At 65.1% G+C, this 17,428-nt stretch carries 17 protein-coding genes; 10 read left to right on the forward strand and 7 right to left on the reverse strand.

Annotation, left to right across the window (positions count from 1 at the left end):
• Positions 1–6 precede the first annotated feature (6 nt).
• On the forward strand, positions 7–1,875 hold the full coding sequence (gene secD / locus C936_RS0110320) for a protein translocase subunit SecD (protein WP_018139380.1): 1,869 nt from the start codon (positions 7–9) through the stop codon (positions 1,873–1,875).
• Between the two features lie 13 nt (positions 1,876–1,888).
• Positions 1,889–2,836: a protein translocase subunit SecF gene (gene secF, locus C936_RS0110325; protein ID WP_018139381.1), complete on the forward strand. Its 948-nt coding sequence runs from the start codon at positions 1,889–1,891 to the stop codon at positions 2,834–2,836.
• A gap of 81 nt (positions 2,837–2,917) precedes the next feature.
• On the opposite strand, the gene C936_RS0110330 is transcribed toward secF, so the two are convergent.
• From C936_RS0110330 to C936_RS0110345, 4 genes are read right to left on the reverse strand one after another with little or no spacing between them, the layout of a single operon-like run.
• Positions 2,918–3,436: a DUF302 domain-containing protein gene (locus tag C936_RS0110330; RefSeq protein ID WP_026278833.1), complete on the reverse strand. Its 519-nt coding sequence runs from the start codon at positions 3,434–3,436 to the stop codon at positions 2,918–2,920.
• 40 nt (positions 3,437–3,476) lie between these two features.
• Positions 3,477–4,007, reverse strand: coding sequence for a C40 family peptidase (locus C936_RS0110335; RefSeq protein WP_231362974.1), 531 nt, complete (start codon positions 4,005–4,007; stop codon positions 3,477–3,479).
• Positions 4,008–4,053: 46 nt separating this feature from the next.
• Positions 4,054–4,827, reverse strand: a complete 774-nt coding sequence (locus C936_RS0110340) for a hypothetical protein (RefSeq protein WP_018174378.1) — start codon at positions 4,825–4,827, stop codon at positions 4,054–4,056.
• Between the two features lie 51 nt (positions 4,828–4,878).
• Entirely contained in the window at positions 4,879–6,441 is a 1,563-nt protein-coding gene (locus C936_RS0110345; RefSeq protein WP_018649494.1) for a bifunctional aminoglycoside phosphotransferase/ATP-binding protein, read from the reverse strand.
• 152 nt (positions 6,442–6,593) lie between these two features.
• Here C936_RS0110345 and mrcB point away from each other — a divergent pair, with 152 nt between their 5' ends.
• Genes mrcB through truD form a run of 5 tightly spaced genes read left to right on the forward strand, consistent with a single transcriptional unit; the run spans position 6,594 to position 13,209 of the window.
• Positions 6,594–8,936, forward strand: coding sequence for a penicillin-binding protein 1B (gene mrcB / locus C936_RS0110350; RefSeq protein ID WP_155988208.1), 2,343 nt, complete (start codon positions 6,594–6,596; stop codon positions 8,934–8,936).
• Positions 8,936–9,484: a tetratricopeptide repeat protein gene (locus tag C936_RS0110355; protein ID WP_018174375.1), complete on the forward strand. Its 549-nt coding sequence runs from the start codon at positions 8,936–8,938 to the stop codon at positions 9,482–9,484. The genes mrcB and C936_RS0110355 overlap by 1 nt, the downstream gene beginning before the upstream one ends.
• A 43-nt stretch (positions 9,485–9,527) precedes the next feature.
• Complete coding sequence (locus C936_RS0110360; RefSeq protein WP_018174374.1) at positions 9,528–11,471, forward strand: ATP-dependent DNA helicase; 1,944 nt, start codon at positions 9,528–9,530, stop codon at positions 11,469–11,471.
• Entirely contained in the window at positions 11,462–12,163 is a 702-nt protein-coding gene (tsaB, locus tag C936_RS0110365; RefSeq protein ID WP_018139389.1) for a tRNA (adenosine(37)-N6)-threonylcarbamoyltransferase complex dimerization subunit type 1 TsaB, read from the forward strand. Before C936_RS0110360 ends, tsaB begins: the two co-directional genes overlap by 10 nt.
• Positions 12,160–13,209, forward strand: coding sequence for a tRNA pseudouridine(13) synthase TruD (truD, locus tag C936_RS0110370; protein ID WP_081601220.1), 1,050 nt, complete (start codon positions 12,160–12,162; stop codon positions 13,207–13,209). Before tsaB ends, truD begins: the two co-directional genes overlap by 4 nt.
• Positions 13,210–13,222: 13 nt before the next feature.
• On the opposite strand, the gene C936_RS0110375 is transcribed toward truD, so the two are convergent.
• The 3 genes from C936_RS0110375 to C936_RS0110385 all read right to left on the reverse strand — a co-directional run bounded on the left by C936_RS0110375 (position 13,223) and on the right by C936_RS0110385 (position 15,235).
• Entirely contained in the window at positions 13,223–13,666 is a 444-nt protein-coding gene (locus C936_RS0110375) for a PAS sensor domain-containing protein (protein ID WP_018174373.1), read from the reverse strand.
• Between the two features lie 181 nt (positions 13,667–13,847).
• Positions 13,848–14,456: a DUF3365 domain-containing protein gene (locus C936_RS0110380; protein ID WP_038038771.1), complete on the reverse strand. Its 609-nt coding sequence runs from the start codon at positions 14,454–14,456 to the stop codon at positions 13,848–13,850.
• 218 nt (positions 14,457–14,674) lie between these two features.
• A complete protein-coding gene (locus tag C936_RS0110385; RefSeq protein WP_018139393.1) occupies positions 14,675–15,235 on the reverse strand; it encodes a Smr/MutS family protein in 561 nt (186 codons plus the stop codon).
• A 125-nt stretch (positions 15,236–15,360) separates the two neighbouring features.
• Here C936_RS0110385 and surE point away from each other — a divergent pair, with 125 nt between their 5' ends.
• From surE to C936_RS0110400, 3 genes are read left to right on the forward strand one after another with little or no spacing between them, the layout of a single operon-like run.
• On the forward strand, positions 15,361–16,134 hold the full coding sequence (surE, locus tag C936_RS0110390) for a 5'/3'-nucleotidase SurE (RefSeq protein WP_018174372.1): 774 nt from the start codon (positions 15,361–15,363) through the stop codon (positions 16,132–16,134).
• On the forward strand, positions 16,124–16,789 hold the full coding sequence (locus C936_RS0110395; RefSeq protein WP_026182228.1) for a protein-L-isoaspartate(D-aspartate) O-methyltransferase: 666 nt from the start codon (positions 16,124–16,126) through the stop codon (positions 16,787–16,789). The genes surE and C936_RS0110395 overlap by 11 nt, the downstream gene beginning before the upstream one ends.
• A 47-nt stretch (positions 16,790–16,836) precedes the next feature.
• A complete protein-coding gene (locus C936_RS0110400; protein ID WP_018139396.1) occupies positions 16,837–17,421 on the forward strand; it encodes a YqaA family protein in 585 nt (194 codons plus the stop codon).
• The last annotated feature ends 7 nt before the right edge of the window (positions 17,422–17,428 follow it).

The raw sequence follows: 17,428 nt of genomic DNA on the forward strand, positions 1-17,428 counted from the left end.
TCGAATATGCGCAATTCCTATCCGGCGTGGCTGTACGCCCTGATCGTCGTCATCATCCTGGGCGCGGGGCTTTATGCCGCGCCCAACCTGTTCCCGGAGGACCCGTCGGTCCAGATCGGGAACCCGACCACCGGCGAGATCGATCAGAACATCCGTGAACTGATGGGCACCATCCTGGGCGCCCAGGGCGTCACGCCGCACACGGTCGAGGAGCAGGACGACGGCCAGATCCTGTTGCGCTTCGAGACCACAGACGAGCAGTCCACCGCTGCCGAGATATTGCGCAACGCGCTGGATGACAATCACACCGTCGCCCTGAACATGGCCCCGGCCACCCCGCGCTGGTTGCGAGCCATCAATGGCCAGCCCATGGCTCTCGGCCTCGACCTGCGTGGCGGGGTCCACTTCCTGATGGAAGTGGACCTGGACGCGGTGATCGGTACCGCGATGGAGCGTTACTCGAACGAGCTGCGCGGACGCCTGCGGGAAGAGCGTATTTCGTTCGACACCGTGGAACGCGGCTCCCGCGATCTGACCGTGATGTTCGAGAGCGAGGCGGACCGCGAAGCGGCCGAGAGCTGGCTACAGCGCCAGTATCGCGAGGAACTGGTCTGGGAGTCGCGTGGGTCCGGGGACACCAGCCGACTGGTAGCCACGCTGGATGACGACCACCTGACGGAACTGCGTCGTCAGGCCCTGCAGCAAAACATCTCCACGCTGCGTTCGCGGGTCGACGAGCTGGGCGTGGCGGAACCGATCATCGCTCAGCAGGGCGAGAACCGGATTGTGGTGCAGCTCCCGGGCGTGCAGGACACGGCACGGGCAAAGGAGGTCCTGGGCGCGACTGCGACGCTGGAATTCCGCCTCGTGTCGGAGAGCGGTGATGCGCGGGAGGCTGACGAGACCGGGCGTGCGCCGTCGGGCACGCGTCTTTACCACGAACGCGACGGGACACCGGTGCTGCTGCAGCGTCAGGTCATGCTGACCGGTGACTACATCACGGATGCCTCCTCGGGCATTGCCCAGGATACGGGCGGTCCGGCGGTGTTCATTAATCTGGACGGTCAGGGTGCGCGGATTTTCTCCCGCGTGACCTCGGACAACGTCGGTCGGCTGATGGCCACCGTGTTCATCGAGACCTCGACCGAGACCGTTGAGGAAGACGGTGAGCAGGTGATGCGCACCTCGCGTAGCGAAGAGGTAATCAACGTCGCACGCATCAACGAGCCGCTGGGGCGTCGCTTCCAGATCTCCGGACTCGACAGCAGCCGCGAGGCCCGCAACCTGGCGCTGTTGCTGCGCGCCGGGGCGCTCGCCGCGCCGATGTCGATCGTCGAAGAACGTACGGTGGGCCCGAGCCTCGGTCAGGAGAACATCGATCGCGGTATGCAGTCGGTGGTGATCGGCTTCATCGCCGTGATGATCTTCATGGTGCTGTACTACCGGGTGTTCGGGGTGATCGCGAACGTCGCGCTTGCGTTGAACCTGATCTTCATTGTCTCGGTGTTGTCGATGCTGCAGGCGACACTCACCTTGCCGGGCATTGCGGGGATCGTGCTGACGGTGGGTATGGCCGTCGATGCCAACGTGCTGATTTTCGAGCGAATACGCGAAGAGTTGCGAAACGGGTTGTCACCACAGGCCGCGATCGCCTCGGGCTATGATCGCGCGTTCACCACGATTGCGGATGCCAACGTGACCACGCTGATCGCGGCGCTCGTGCTGTTCCTGTTCGGCACCGGCCCGATCAAGGGGTTCGCGATCACGCTGTCGATCGGGATCATCGCCTCGATGTTCACGGCGATCATCGTGACCCGCGCCATCGTCAACCTCACCTACGGGCGGCAGCGTCGGCTGAACCGTCTGGCTATCTGAGGCGGAGAACGACATGCTTCCGCATTTGAATTTCGCCGAATCGAATCTCGATTTTCTCGGCAAGCGCAAGATCACGATCACGGTTTCCCTGATCCTGATCCTGATTTCCGTGGCGCTTCTGGCCACGCGCGGGCTGAATTTCGGGATCGACTTTACCGGTGGCACGCTGGTCGAGGTCGGATATCCCGAGGCGGTCGAGCTCGATCCGATCCGCGAGACGCTGGCCGATGGCGGCTTCGCCGGGGCCCAGGTGCAGACCTTTGGTACTTCACGCGATGTCCTGATTCGTCTGCCCCCGAGCGAGGACGACGATGATCCGGCCACGCTGTCCAACCGCGTACTCAATGTCTTGCAGGATGGAGGTCCGGATGACCCGGATCTGCGGCGTGTGGAGTTCGTGGGGCCTGCCGTGGGCGAGGAGCTGCGCGAGCAGGGGGGGCTGGCGATGATCTACGCCCTGGCCGGGATCCTGATTTACGTCGCGGTCCGCTTCGAGTGGCGATTCTCGATCGGTTCGGTGCTTGCGTTGATCCACGATGTGGTGATCACGCTCGGGATTTTCTCGCTGCTGCAGCTCGAGTTTGACTTGGGGGTCCTCGCGGCGGTGCTTGCGGTGATCGGGTATTCATTGAATGACACGATCGTGGTGTATGACCGAATACGCGAGAATTTCCGAATATTGCGCAAGAAGGGCACCGAAGAGGTGATGAACATCGCGGTGAACAAGACCCTGGCGCGTACCATTGTCACCAGTACGACGACCCTGCTGGTGTTGTTCGCGCTGGCGTTCCTGGGTGGCGCTGCGCTGCAGAACTTCTCGATCGCGCTGATCATCGGGGTGATTGTGGGTACCTATTCGTCGATCTTTATCGCGGCCACCGCGGCATTGCTGCTGGGCGTGGACCGCCAGGTGCTACTCCCGGTGAAGAAGGAAGGCGCCGAGGAAGATCAGACGCCTTAGCGGACATCCGCTGGAATCAGTGGGCACAAAAAAGCCCGGCAGCCTGCGAGGCTAGCCGGGCTTTTCGCGTTCAGGCGGTGGTCAGAACGACAGCGCTTCCTTGATGATGCGCTCCACCAGTTCGTTTACGTCGCGCAGGCTCTTCTTGGAGTCTTCTTCACCGATCTCGGGGACAGGGGTGTAGCCCATGTACACCACGCCGGGCTCATCGGTCAGCTCGTACACCGTGATGATGTAGGGGCAGAACACCATGTTGTGCGGGTCGGCCTCCATCGTGGCGCGCGAATAGCTGGCGCTACAGAAGTCCAGGGACTTGCCATTGAGATAAATGCCCTCGCCACTCTCCTGGCCAGCGGTGCGGTCCAGCATGTTGGCGATGTAGCCGACGTTGTTGATCACCAGGCCCTCGGATGCGATGGCTTCCTCGACCATTTCAAAGTAGTGATCGAACTCGCCTTCGATCTTGAAGATCACGCGTTCGTCGGTTTCCATCACGGTTTCGTACGCACTGGCAGTGGCACCCAGTGCCAGGCCGGCGCCCAGCGTCAGGGCGAGCGCCGAACGGCGCAGCAGTTGGGACAAATTAGGGAATGCCTTCATGGTTCCTTCCTCGTAGTAGCTTCCAGGGGCCCAAGGCCCATTAGTCGAAGAAATGGCCCGCGAATCGGGTGCGCGGGGCCCAGTAGGGATTGTCGAGTTCCTCGATGCGGACCTGCCCGCGCGAGCTTGGCGCGTGGACAAATCGGCCTTCACCGACATAGACCCCGACGTGGTCAATTTGATTCCCGTTGATCGCGAAGAACACGACGTCTCCGGGGTTCGGGTCGCCATCGCGCTTTACGGCTGCCGAGGCCTGTTCGCCCGTGGTCCGAGGGACATCTTGACCCGCCTCGCGGTAGGCGCGCTGTACCAGGGCGGAACAGTCGAGCCCGTTGGCGTCGGTGCCGCCGTAGCGGTAGGGCGTGTCGAGGTGTCCGAGCGCCGCCAGTACGACCTCGGAGCGCTTCAGCTCGGCCTCGGGAACATAACTCATCGGGCCTTCGGCTACCCGGGGTTCCGGATCGACCTTGAGGGGCTCCGGTGCCGGCCCGCGTGGTTCAGGGCTGCTTGCGCACCCGGCCAGTACGAGCGCTGCCCCTAGCAAGGGGAGAACGCTGTGGGAGGATGGTATGCCGGATTGGGACCCGTAGGCCGGGGAGGGCGTTGGCCCCGGAGCACTAGAACATCTCGGTTTCTTCATAGCTTTCCGGTACCTGGAACAAGGCCTCGCTAAGGGCGTCCGTCGACAGCCCTGCCAGTCGGGTCGTGACGCCATCGTGTTCGCGGACCTCGAGAGGGATGCCCTCCACACGGGGAAGGAGCGACGCCCCCATCTGGGAGGCCATGGGGCCTCCGGCCTCAAGGGCGCGCAAGGACAGCTCATAGAGGCGATCCATCAAGGCCCCGAGGGTCTGAAAATCGGACGCCTCCAGGCCCAAGGATTGCGCGTCGGCGACGCAAACGGTGCTCTGGGGGCGGTCATCGATCAGCACTTCGATTTCGCTGCAGACAAAGTCCCCGATCTCGCGTTGCTCATTGGTCTCGCGGGTACTGATTTCGGCCTCGAACCCCTCGGGGCCGATCCCAAGCTGCTGTTTGAGCTGATCGCGAACGTCCGGGGGGAGCTGCTCCATCTGGCGGCGCAGGTCGCTGACCATGTCGGTCATCGCCTGGATCTGTTGATCCATCACCTCGCGCGTCAACGGCAGATAGGTCTGCTCGTCGTCATCCACGACGGTGAGCTGGTCGTTGCGCGCGTCGAACAGCATGTACCCGGAAGTTCCGCTGATCGCCTCGTTCAGCTCCATGCGGATCATGTGATCGCGCACGAGGATCTGGCTCTCGAGCCCTTCGTCGTCGATGTAGTGCAAAAGGGCGTCAGCCTGGGCCGGCAGGGCGGTCGCCAGGACAATCAGACAGGCAGCCGGGAGTAGGGCGAGGGTACGGGACATAGGCATTCGCAGATGTTGTGTCAGGGCGTATTTTGGCACGTACGCGGACAATTAGGCGGAAACCGGTTGCAGAAGCTGGCGTGCCAGGGCATCGGTATCCAGCGGCTGTTCCGGGGCAACCTCCACGACGCCCTCCGCTCCGGTCGGCCATTCCTGCTGCGGGCGTTGCTGCTGCATCACCTGGTAGTCGGCATCGGACGCATCCTTACCGGCCGCAGAGCGTTGCTCGAGGCGTTCCTGCAGGACGCGATCGCTGGCGTGGCAGGCGACGACTGCAAACCCCGCCTGGTGCCGGGTAGCGAGCTGCTGGAAGGGTGCCCGCTGGGCACGGGTCAGGAAGGTCGCGTCGACGATCACGGTGTGCCCCAGCGCCAGCAGGGTGTCCGCGCGGGCGCGCAGGTGGTCGTAGATCTGCCCGCGAGCCTCTTCGCTGTAGGAGACCGCGTCGCCCATGCGCTTGCGCTCGATATCGGAGCGCAGCCGCAGCGCCCCGAGGGCCTCAACGATCTGCGTGCTGATCACGGTCTTGCCGCTGCCGGATACGCCATGCATCAGCACCAGGCGCGGCGCAGACGGCTCGGTCAGGCGTTCGGCGAGTGCGAGATAGCGCCCCATTTCGGCGCGGTGGGCCGCCTGTTCGTCCGAGGGGAGATGCGACTCCTGCGCGTGGATGCCCTGCACCTTGGCGCGGATCAGAGCGCGATAGACCTGATAAAGGGGCAGCAGGCGGAGCCCGGCGATGTCGTCACGACCGTCCAGGTAGGCATTCAGCAAGCGCCAGGCATGCGCCCGGGCCTTGCGTGCCAGCAGGTCCATGGTGGTGAACGCGATCTCGGAGATCACATCGATCCAGCGCAACTCGGGATCGAACTCGATCGCATCAAACGCCGCCAGCGTCTCGCCGTTTTCCGGATCGTCGACATACACGATGTTGCCCAGGTGCAGGTCGCCATGCCCGTGGCGGATGAAGCCCTCGCGGTGGCGTGATTCGAGAAGCGGGCCCAGGCGTTCGATTTCGTTCCGGGTCCAGCGCTCCAGCGCCGTGAGCCGGGCCCTGTCGACCTCGCCATGGATCGCTTCGCCCAGGGCCGGGAAGTTGTCGAGCATGGGCTGGGTTGCCGCTTCCGGGGTGCCATGGGGCGAGTCGGCGCCGGCTCGCTCGGTGCGCTCGTGAAAGGCAGCGATGTAGTGGCCCAGTGGCTCCATGGCCTCGGTGGGCAACCGGCGCTGTTCCAGCAGGTTATCCAGTTGCTTGCGGCGATCGAATCGGCGCATGCATACGGCGTAGTCGAGGATCGGGCCTTCGCCATTGATGCGGGGAGCCGAGGCATCTCCGTTCAGGGTCACCACATCGAGATAGATTTGCGGGGCCAGGCGGCGATTCACCTTCAACTCGGTTTCACAGAAGTGCTGGCGCGCGTCGAGCGTGGTGAAGTCCAGGAATCCCAGTGCGAGTGGCTTCTTGAATTTGTAGGCATAGTCACCGGCGAGAATGACGGTCGAGATGTGGGTCTCGATGCGCTGCACCTGATCTTTCGTTGGTGTGGGCTCCGGGAATCCCAGCGTCGCAATCAGGGTCTGCAGTTGTTGTTGGTGTTGTTCCAGCGCGCTCATCACGCCTCCATGGGATTGGCAGATCGCGATCGGGTGGACGGGTTTTGTGCCGATTCGTTCCCGGAAACGCGGCATTTGCGGCATGTCTGCTGTTCCCGGTCAGGTTAACATTGGGACTGATCCCTTTCCTTGTGCCGTTTCCAGAAGCCCTCATGCCCCGAAAACGTACGACCCGTTCCCGCCGAGGTGCCCGATCCGGAGGCCTGCGCCGTTTCTTTGGTGCCGGGGTGTGGCTGTTCGCCGGTCTGGTGCTGGCCGGCGTCGGGGTTGGGGCGATCTACGTCGTCTCGCTCGATCAGGAGATTCGCGAGCGCTTCGAGGGCCAGCGCTGGGCCTTGCCGGCGCGCGTCTACGCGCGACCGCTTGAGCTGTACGAGGGCCGGGCGCTTACGCCCCAGGCGCTTGAAACTGAACTGGAGACACTGAACTACCGCAGTAGTGCACAGGGAAGCGGCCCGGGCGAGTATCGCGTGGACGGCAACCGGGTGTCGTTTACCACGCGCCCGTTCACCTTTGGCGACGGTCCGGAGCCGGCCCATTCGGTGCGAGTGGATTTTTCGGATGGAAGGGTGCAGTCCGTCCAGAAGCAAGGGAACGGTGAGCGCGTCGATCTGATGCGGGTCGAGCCCTTGCTGATCGGGAGCATCTACCCGACCCATGGCCAGGATCGCATCCTCGTGGCCATAGACGAGGTGCCACGGGAACTGATCGGTGCACTGCTCGCGATCGAGGATCGTCGCTTCATGTCGCACCGCGGGGTGGACCCGGCGGGAATTGCCCGGGCCGCTATGGCGAATCTGCGCGCGGGGCGGACGGTGCAGGGTGGCAGTACGCTGACGCAGCAGCTGGTCAAGAACTTCTACCTGACACGGGACCAGACGTTGGCGCGCAAGGCGAACGAGGCGGTCATGGCTCTGTTGTTGGAGCGACGCTATTCCAAGCGCGAGATCCTTGAGGCCTATATCAACGAGGTCTACCTGGGCCAGTCGGGCGAGCGCGCGATTCACGGATTCGGCCAGGCGTCCCAGTTCTACTATCAACGTCCGCTGAACGAACTCCGCCTGGACCAGTTGGCGCTTCTGGTAGGGCTCGCCCGCGGTGCCAGCTACTACGACCCCCGGCGTCACCCCCAGCGTGCCGAGGCGCGCCGTGATCAGGTGCTGCGGGCGATGCTGGAGACCGGGCTGGCCGATGCCGACCAGGTCGAGGCTGCGATGGATACAGAACTCGATGTAACCCCCGTGGTGCCCCAGGGACGCAGCCGATTTCCGGCGTTTCTCGACATGGTGCGCCGCGAGCTGCGCGACGACTACGCGGACGAAGATCTGCGCAGCGAGGGGCTACGCATCTTCACCACGATGGACCCGGTCGTGCAGCTCACGCTGGAGGAGCGCGTGAAGGCAGGTGTGGATCGGGTGATCGAGCAGCGCGGGTCCAGCCTGGAGCGCCTGCAGGCGGCTGCCGTTGTGACGGATCCCCAGGCGGGGGAAGTGCTCGCGGTGGTAGGGGACCGCGATCCGCAGTATCCCGGCTATAACCGGGCGGTCGAGGCGCAACGTCAGGTCGGGTCGGTACTCAAGCCCTTCGTCTATCTGGCCGCGCTCACGCAACCCGGGCGCTATACGCTAGCAAGTCTGCTGGATGACAGCCCAATGACCATCCAGCTGCCGCATGGCGAACCCTGGACGCCGCGCAACTTCGATCGCGAGCACCGCGGCGACGTGACGGCGTGGGAGGCACTGGTCCAGTCCTACAACGTCGCCACGGTCCAGCTGGCCGAAGAGATCGGTATTTCGCAGCTGATCGACGTGCTGCAGACGCTCGGCTTGCAGCGCACCCCGGCGCCGTTGCCCTCGCTGGCCCTCGGGGCGATCGAGTTGTCGCCACTGGAGGTGGCCGGGCTGTATCAGGCGCTCGCCAATGGTGGCTATGCGACCGGCACCCGCGCGATTCGCGATGTCCTCGATCTCGAGGACGAGGTCCTGTCCCACTACGGGCTGGAACTGCGCGGTGCCGTACCCGATGGGGCGGTCAGCCTGCTGACCCACGCCCTGCATGATGTGACTACCGAGGGGACCGGGCGGCAGATCAGCCAGCGCCTCCCGGGGCGCGTCGTGGCCGGCAAGACCGGCACCACGAACAACTTCCGCGACAGCTGGTTCGCCGGGTTCGATGATCGCCATGTCACGGTGGTCTGGCTGGGGATGGACGACAACGAGGCGACCGGCCTGACCGGAGGGGCGGCCGCCGCCCCCATCTGGGCGGACATAATGGCAGGTCTCGGCGCCCAGTCGCTGCGCCTCGACCGTCATCCGGAGATTGCCTATCAGGCGATTGACCTGAAGTCCGGGCTCCGTGTCGAGCAGGACGACCATGCCTGCGAGGCGGTGAAAACGCTCCCGTTCTGGCAGAATTCCATCCCCGAGAGCCGTGCCGACTGCGACACGGGCCGTACCCCGGATGAGCGGGGCTTTTTCGAGAGATTGTTCCGCTGATGACTTCAACCACCTCCTTACGCTCGAGCCTGCCGTTTCGACCTCGCCCGGTCGCCGCACTGCTGACGGTGCTGTTTCTGGCGGCCTGTGCGGTGCCGGAGACACGGGCCCCGGCCCCCGAGCAGCCGCCGGCGGCCGAGGCACCGGAGCCTGAGGCGATCCCGCACGAGGAGTCGCGCGAGCCTGAACCGGCGGCGGAGCCGGACGCCACGCCGTCGGCCGCGCTGGCCCTGGCCGAGCAGGCTGAACGCTCGCGCAGCGAGGGGAACCTCGAGCGCGCCGCCCAGCAGCTGGAGCGTGCGCTGCGGATTGCGCCGCGCGATGCCTCGCTGTGGCATCAGATGGCCCACATCCGGCTGGAGCAGGGCAATTACCCGCAGGCGGACCGTCTGGCAGGGCGCTCGCTGCAACTGGGCGGCGAACGGGATCGCTCGCTTGCTCTGGAGAACTGGCGTGTGATCAAGGCCGCGCGCGAGGCGATGGGTGACGAAGAAGGCGTCCGGGAGGCCCAGGAGGCCATTCAGAGGCTGGAAACCGGCGTTGTCTGAGTCCGCCGAATCACCCGCGACGGCCCCATCCGGGTCGGCGGCCGTGCGCGCGCTGAGCCCCGGCGGCGATCTGGCCGAGGCACTGCACGGGTTTCGCCCGCGCGAGCCGCAGCAGCGCATGGCGGTGGCCGTGGAGTTGGCCTTGGGGCAGGCCCCGACTGCATTGCTCGTGGAGGCCGCCACAGGGGTGGGCAAGACCTTTGCGTATCTGGTGCCGGTCCTCCAGTCACGCCGCAAGGCCCTGGTGTCGACGGGCACCAAGACGCTGCAGGACCAGCTCTTCGAACGGGATCTTCCGACCGTATGCGAGGCATTGGGCTATCGCCCGCGCACCGCACTGCTAAAGGGCCGCGCTAACTACCTGTGCCATTACCGCCTGGAACTCGCGGCCGCCGAGGCCGGGGGCCAGACGCAACGTAGCGCGCAGCGCGAGCGCATGCCCGTTATCGAGGCGCTGCGGCAGTTCGCGCGCACCCATGCCACGGGCGATCTGGGACAAGCGGGCATCCTGGCCGAAGACTCGCCCCTGTGGCCGCAGGTGACCTCCACCGTCGACAACTGCCTGGGCAGCGAGTGTCCGCAATACAACGACTGCTTCGTGGTGCAGGCGCGCAAGCGCGCGCAGGACGCCGATATCGTGGTCGTGAATCACCACCTCCTGCTCGCCGATATGGCGTTGAAGGAAGAGGGTTTCGGCGAGCTCCTGCCGGAGGTGGATGCCGTGATCGTCGACGAGGCCCATCAGCTGCCGGAGATCGCCGGAGCGTTCTTCGGCGTTGCCGTGGGGAGTCGGGCGTTGCGCGACCTGGCGCGCGATGTGCGCCGGGAGCAGGAGCAGGCCGCCCCGGAGATGGTGGTGATCCGCGAGGCTGCGGTCGAGCTTGAGACTGTGGCGAAGAAGCTGCTCGACGCGACACAGGGCATGGAACCGCGCGCCGCCTGGGACGTGGTGAACGAGAAGGGCCGGGTGGAGCCGTCGATCGAGGAGCTGGACGAGGCCCTTTGCGGGTTGAGTGATGCGCTGGCCCCGGCCACCGAGCGCGGACCCGGCCTCGAGCAGGTGCAGGGGCGGGTACTGCTGATGCGGGAACGTCTGCAGACCTGGCGCGAGGACACGCCGGATACCGTAGCCTGGGTGGAGCGCTTCGCGCAGAGTCTGATCCTGCACAGGACGCCGCTGGATGCCGCGCGACCGCTGGCGCAACGGCGGGCCGCGCGCCCGGCTGCCTGGGTCTTCACCTCGGCTACGCTGGCCGTTGGAGAGGACTTCACCCATGCCTCGCGCCGTCTGGGACTGCCCGCGGACGTCGCCCAGGAACGCCTGGAGAGCCCCTTCGACTTTGCCCGGCAGGCCTGCCTGGTGCATCCGCAGCCTCCGCTGCCCAACCCGAACAGCCCCGAATACACGCGCGCCTGTGTCGCCTGGGCCTGGCCTCTGCTGCGTGACAACCCGGGCGGCGGGTTTTTTCTGTTCACCAGCCATCGTGCTCTGCAGGAGGCGGCGGCACTGCTACGGGCCGAGCTGCCCGATCGCGAACTGCTGGTACAGGGCGAGCAGCCCCGTAACGACCTGCTGGCACGGTTTCGCGAGAGTGGTAACGCCTGGTTGCTGGGTGCCCACAGCTTCTGGGAGGGCGTCGATATCCGCGGGGAGGCGCTGTCGGTGGTGATCATCGACCGCCTGCCGTTTGCGGCGCCAAACGACCCGGTGCTGCAAGCCCGCGCGCAGGCCCTGGAGGCCGAAGGGCGTTCGCCGTTCATGGAGTTCAGCCTGCCGCAGGCGGTGCTGGCCCTGAAGCAGGGGGCTGGACGCCTGATTCGTGATGCGGATGACTCCGGCATCCTTGCGATCTGTGATCCCCGGCTGACCGGAAAGTCCTATGGACGCCGGTTCCTGGCCAGCCTTCCACCGTTTTATCGGACGCGGGACCCGATCGCGGCTCTGCAGTTTCTGGCGACCGCACGGGAGCGTGTCGAATGCGACTGATCGCCATCGAGACCTGCACCGAGATGTGCTCCGCCGCGTTGTGGGTGGATGGGGCCCTGGAAAGCGTCGAGGTGCGTGCCCCACGCAAGCATGGCGAACTGATACTCCGGCAGGTGGAGGAGCTGCTGGCGCGGTCGGATATTGCACGCTCGTCCCTGGATGCCGTTGCCGTCGGCCGTGGACCGGGGGCATTTACCGGCGTTCGCCTTGGGCTGGGTGTCGCACAGGGCATGGCCTTTGCCCTGGATTGCCCGGTGCTCCCGATATCGACCCTGCAGGCGCTTGCGCAGCAACTGGTCAGCGAACGGCCCGACTCACCGTCGGGCGAGATCCTTGCGGCCCTCGACGCCCGCATGGGCGAGGTGTACTGGAGTCTGAATACGGTCGTCGAAGGGCGTGCGCAGGCAGCGGCGGAACAGGTCGCGGCGCCCGGACAGATATCCCCCGCCTGGCGTGGCGCACCCGACCGTGGCATCGGTTCCGGTTTTGCCGCCTATCCTGAACTGGGCGAACGCTGCGGATTGGGCGAGGAGCGGCTCTATCCGGACGCACTGCCGCGGGCGCGCGAGGTGGCCATGCTGGCCGTGGATGCATGGGCACGGGGCGAGGCAATTCCGCCCGAACAGGCGCAGCCGGTTTACCTGCGCGATAACGTTGCCGCGCCGCCCAGTCCGCGAGGGGCGAAGACATGACGCCGGTATATCCATGGTCGCCACCGATTACCGGGCGCATGAAAGAGGCCCCGGAAGATTTCTGCGTGTTCGAGCTTCCTGCGACCGAACCGGAAGGCAGTGGCGAGCACCTGTGGCTGGAGATCGAAAAGCGGCTGCTCAACACCGAAGATGTCGCCGTCGCGCTGGCGCGGGCTTGCGGGGTGCCGCGCGGCCAGGTGAGCTATGCCGGGCGCAAGGACCGGCAGGCCGTGACGCGGCAGTGGTTCAGCGTGCAGTGCACGGCCGCTGCCGAACCGGACTGGCAAGATCCAGCGACCTTGATACAACGCATGGGCAAGGACGCTGTGGGCGAGGCCCGAGTGCTGCGGGCCGAGCGGCATTCGCGCAAGCTGCGTACCGGACACCTCGCGGGGAACCGTTTTGTCGTCTGGCTGCGGGACGTTGCGGGCGATCGGGACATGGCGGGGCAGATCCTTCGGCGTATCCGGGAGGAGGGGGTCCCGAATTACTTCGGTCAGCAGCGGTTTGGCCGCCGAAACCTGGAACAGGCCGAGCAGTGGCTAAGCGGGGGGAGGGCGCCGCGGGGGCGCAACCAGCGCAGCCTGCTGCTCTCTGCGGCGCGCTCCGCGATCTTCAATGCCGTTCTGGCAGAACGGGTAGCCGACGATTCCTGGGCACGGTTTCTGCCCGGTGACGTGGCGACGTTTCAAGGCTCCGGCAGTGTGTTTGCCGTCCCGGAGGTGACTGCTGATATCGAACAACGCCTGGCGGAGGGGGTGATACACCCGACGGGCCCGCTGTGGGGTCGTGGCGAGCCACTGACGGCGGGCGATGTGCGTGCGCGGGAGGCAGAGTGTGCCGGTCGTTTCGAGAGCCTGGCGTCCGGTCTGGAGGCCCAGGGCGTGAAGCCGGCACGCCGTGCCCTGCGCATGCTTCCGGGGTCACTCGGTTTCGAGTGGCAGGGGAATGACCTGCGGCTTGAGCTGGAACTTGGCCCCGGCGAGTACGCGACCAGCGTCATCGACGCATTGATGGACAGCGCACCGAAAGCGGATACCCCCTAGGGAGCGGCCGCGCTCAGGCGGAGCGGGCCTCGGTCTGCTTGAGCTTCTGTTCGGCTTTCTCGGCGCGCTGCTCGGCCTCGACCCGGGCCGTGATGTCTTTCTGGATACCGATGTAGTAGGTCAGATGGTCTTCGTCGTTGAACACCGGCGTAAGCGAAAGCTCGTTCCAGAACTGCGAGCCATCCTTGCGGTAGTTGCGCAGTGTGGCGCGGCAGGGACGGTTCTCCTGGATTGAAGCTCGGATCTCGGCGATTGCCTCCTGATCGGTATCGCCCCCCTGCAGGAAGCGGCAATCACGGTAGAGGATCTCCTCGGAGCGATAGCCGGTCAGTTCTTCGAAGGCGCGATTGACGTAGATCAGGATGTTGTCATCGCCTTCGCGTTCGGCGATTACGACACCGTCGTTGGAGGCGTCTATCGCGAGGGCCAGGAGTTCGGCATCAATCGTTCGCGTCATAGTTCGGTCACGTTCGTGTTCGGGTCTGGCGGGCGGGACCGTCCTTCAGGGGGATGCCCGTGTTTGAGAATCAAGTGTCTCGAAAATATCACGAATGTGCCCCCTCGCGGGGCATTTTTTGCGCCGGATACGAAAAAGGCCGCCCGGAGGCGGCCTTTCAGGGGGCGAGATGCCCGCTGGATTACATCTCTTGCGTGATAGTGAATGCACCGCGGACGTCGCCTTCGCTGTACCCGGTTGCCTGGTCATCCGGATACAGACGCTCGAGCGCGTGCTTGACGTCGCTACCAATGTCCGAACCGTGGCAGGCCAGGCAGGCACCGCCGGTCGGAATCGCCGCCATGAAGCGGAAACGGGCGCCATCGTCGCCCTCGACCACTTCGTGGCGCGGAGCAAGCTCGTTGGCGGGGGTGCCGTCGGCATGCTGGGACTGGAAATGCTCCAGCTGGATGCGTTCCCATTCGTCCGGACTGTTGTCAGGGTTGCGGATCTTCAGGCTCGTGCGACCGACTTCCCAGCCGGTGTCGGCCGCAATCTCGTCCGCAATTTCGGGAGCCCGCTGGTTGCAGACCTCAATGGCCTGGGTCGGCCCGCCTTCTTCCATGGCGGCGACCAGTTCCCCCTGGAGGGTGCTTGCGAACTGTTCGATCGCCGCTCGAGTTTCGGCGATGCGTTCTTGCAGTTCTGCTTCGGTCATTTCTTTTGCGTGATCGTCGCCAAGGGCGTGTCCGCTAGTGCTGACGAACGCGGCCAAGCCAAGGGCGATCGGGGCTAGCTTCCAATTCTTCATGAACAGGACCTCCCAATGCAGTGTCCGTTGCGTCCCGTAGAACTGTACAAGACTTGTACAGAGCATGGTACGGATTACCGAAGATTGCAAGGACTGGCGTAGGAAAAACGTGAACCAGTCCCGCGCTGAATCCCCAGCCTGGAATCAGTCTAAGCCCAAGAATCAGCGAATGGGAATATGTGACTTAAGTATAGCTGGTGGGCGTGGTAATGCGCGTGCTAGCGCTGCGCTTTCGGCCGCTTCAGGAGGACATACACGGCGCCCGTACCACCATCGGCGGGCGGCGCGGAGCAGAACGCCAGCACGTCGTGGCGCTGGCGCAGCCAGTGATCCGTGAGCCCCTTCAGGACGGGTCCTTTTTGCCGCGAGCGCATGCCCTTGCCATGCACCACACGGACGCAGAGGCGCCCATGCGCGCGGGCTTGATCGAGAAACTGCCCGATCGCCTGTCGCGCCTCGTCCGCGAACATGCCGTGCATGTCGAGTTCATCTTCCACGCGGTAGTGGCCACTGCGAAGTTTACGAAAAATGCGGTGGCTGATGCCGTCGCGGGCATAGCGCAGCTCGTCACCCGGCTGGAGCTCGGAGGCGCCGATCGGATCGCTGAGCCAGTCGGAATGGGCGGCCGCCTCGTCGCGGTCACGTTGATGGGCGCGGGCAGGGGGGCGCGGCTTGCCGGTGTCGGCCTGGTCATGGTGCAGGCGTCGCACATCGCCAATCGCACGCAGGAATTCGTCCGCGTCATCGGGCATATCGTTGGGATCATCACCGGAGTTCATGGCAGGATACTCGCGTTTTCCGTGGCGTGGACGGAGAAGAACCTCAGGCAGACGGTGAGGTTCGTGACCGCGCTCGGTGTTCCGAATCCAGTATATTAGGCCACTTCCCAGCGACCCCAATCCGAATGCGCATTCTGGTAAGCAACGACGATGGTATCCATGCGCCCGGCATCCAGTGCCTGGCCAAATGTCTGCGTGAAGTCGCGGAGGTGCGGGTTGTGGCGCCGGATCGTGACCGCAGTGGTGCGTCCAACAGCCTGACGCTGGTGCGTCCGGTGCGAGCACGGGAAGTGGGGCATGACGGGATTCAGGTGGACGGGACGCCGACGGACTGTGTGCATCTCGCATTGACCGGCCTGCTGGGCGAGTGGGAGCCGGATGTCGTGATCTCCGGGATCAACTCCGGTGCCAATATGGGTGACGATGTGCTGTATTCCGGCACCGTCGCCGCAGCGATGGAAGGGCGTTTCCTGGGTTTGCCGGCTATTGCGGTCTCGCTCGTCGGCACGGACCTCACGAACTATGACGCGGCCGGCCGTATCGTGCTGAATCTGCTGGACCGGATTCATCGCGTTCCCCTGCCGGCCGCGACTATCCTGAACGTCAATGTCCCCGATCTGCCGCGTGACGAGATCCGCGGTGTACAGGCGACACGCCTGGGTAACCGGCACCGGGCCGAGCCGATGATCGCGGACGCCGATCCGCGTGGGCGACCGATCTACTGGGTGGGCCCGGCGGGGTCGGAACAGGACGCCGGGCCGGGTACGGATTTTCATGCGGTGCGAGAGGGCTATGTGTCGGTGACTCCTATTCAGGTGGACTTAACGCGTTACGACGCCATCGATACGGTGGGCCGCTGGCTGGAGGATGCAACGCCCGGGAGCCATCATGGTTCCTGATGCGCGCGGGGCCGGTTTGACGTCGGGCCGAGCAAGAGAACGACTGATCCGCTTGCTGGAAGGTCAGGGTATCCATGACCGCCGGGTGCTCGAGGCCGTTCGCGATGTCCCTCGCCACTTGTTTGTCGAGGAGGCGCTGAGCCATCGGGCTTACGAGAACATCGCGCTGCCTATCGGGCATCGTCAGACGATCTCGCAACCGTTTATTGTCGCGCGCATGACCGAGGCCCTGCTGGAGGGCGGTCCTGTGAGCACGGTGCTGGAGATTGGCACCGGGTCCGGCTATCAGGCGGCCGTTCTCGCGAAGCTCGTGGACCGCGTCTACTCCGTCGAACGCATCCAGGCGCTCAGCCGCAACGCGCGGGAGCTGTTAAGCCGCCTGGGGATCAACAACGTGAACCTGCGGCACGGCGATGGGGCGGAAGGCTGGCCCGAGCGCGCGCCGTTCGACGGCATCATCCTGACCGCCGCACCGCACAACGTTCCGGAGACCCTGCTGACACAGCTGGCCCTCAACGGCCGTCTGGTAGCCCCTGTGGAGGGACCGGACGGGCGCCAGCAACTGGTGCGCTATACGCGGACCGAAGAGGCCTATGTGCGCGATATCCTCGATGCGGTCATGTTCGTTCCTATGTTACCCGGGGCCGAGCAGTGAGGTGCGTGGGTGCCGAGGCGTGATGTCTGCAGCCACCGGGGATCGGCATGAAGCTGTTTGAGCCGTTGTACGATCGGGTCATGCAGTGGTCCCGCCACCGTCATGCCCCGCGCTACCTGGCGACACTGTCGTTTGCCGAATCCTCCTTTTTTCCAGTGCCTCCGGATGTCATGCTGGCGCCGATGGCGGCCGCCCGACCACGGGCGGCCTGGCGCCTCGCCGCCCTGACGACGATCTTCTCCGTGCTGGGCGGCTTGTTGGGGTATCTGATCGGGTGGGCCGCGTTCGAATGGATTGGACCATGGCTGGAACGCTGGGGATACGGCGGCGAGATCGCGCAGGCCGAGGCCTGGTTTGCCGTCTGGGGCGTGTGGGTGGTGCTGATCGCCGGGTTCTCGCCCATCCCGTACAAGCTGTTCACGGTGACCGCCGGGGCCCTGTCGATGGCCCTGATCCCATTCGTGATTGCATCGCTGATCGGGAGGGGGCTGCGGTTCTTCCTGGTCGCACTCGTGATGGCCTGGGCGGGGCCTCGAGCCGAGCAGCACCTGCGGCCCTATATGGAACGTATTGGCTGGGCAGGTGTGGTCGTGCTGCTGGGCGCGATGGTGATCGTGCTGTTGATGGAATGACGCCTTG

It is taken from the genome of Thioalkalivibrio sp. ALJ4 (assembly GCF_000377225.1).
Taxonomy (GTDB): domain Bacteria; phylum Pseudomonadota; class Gammaproteobacteria; order Ectothiorhodospirales; family Ectothiorhodospiraceae; genus Thioalkalivibrio.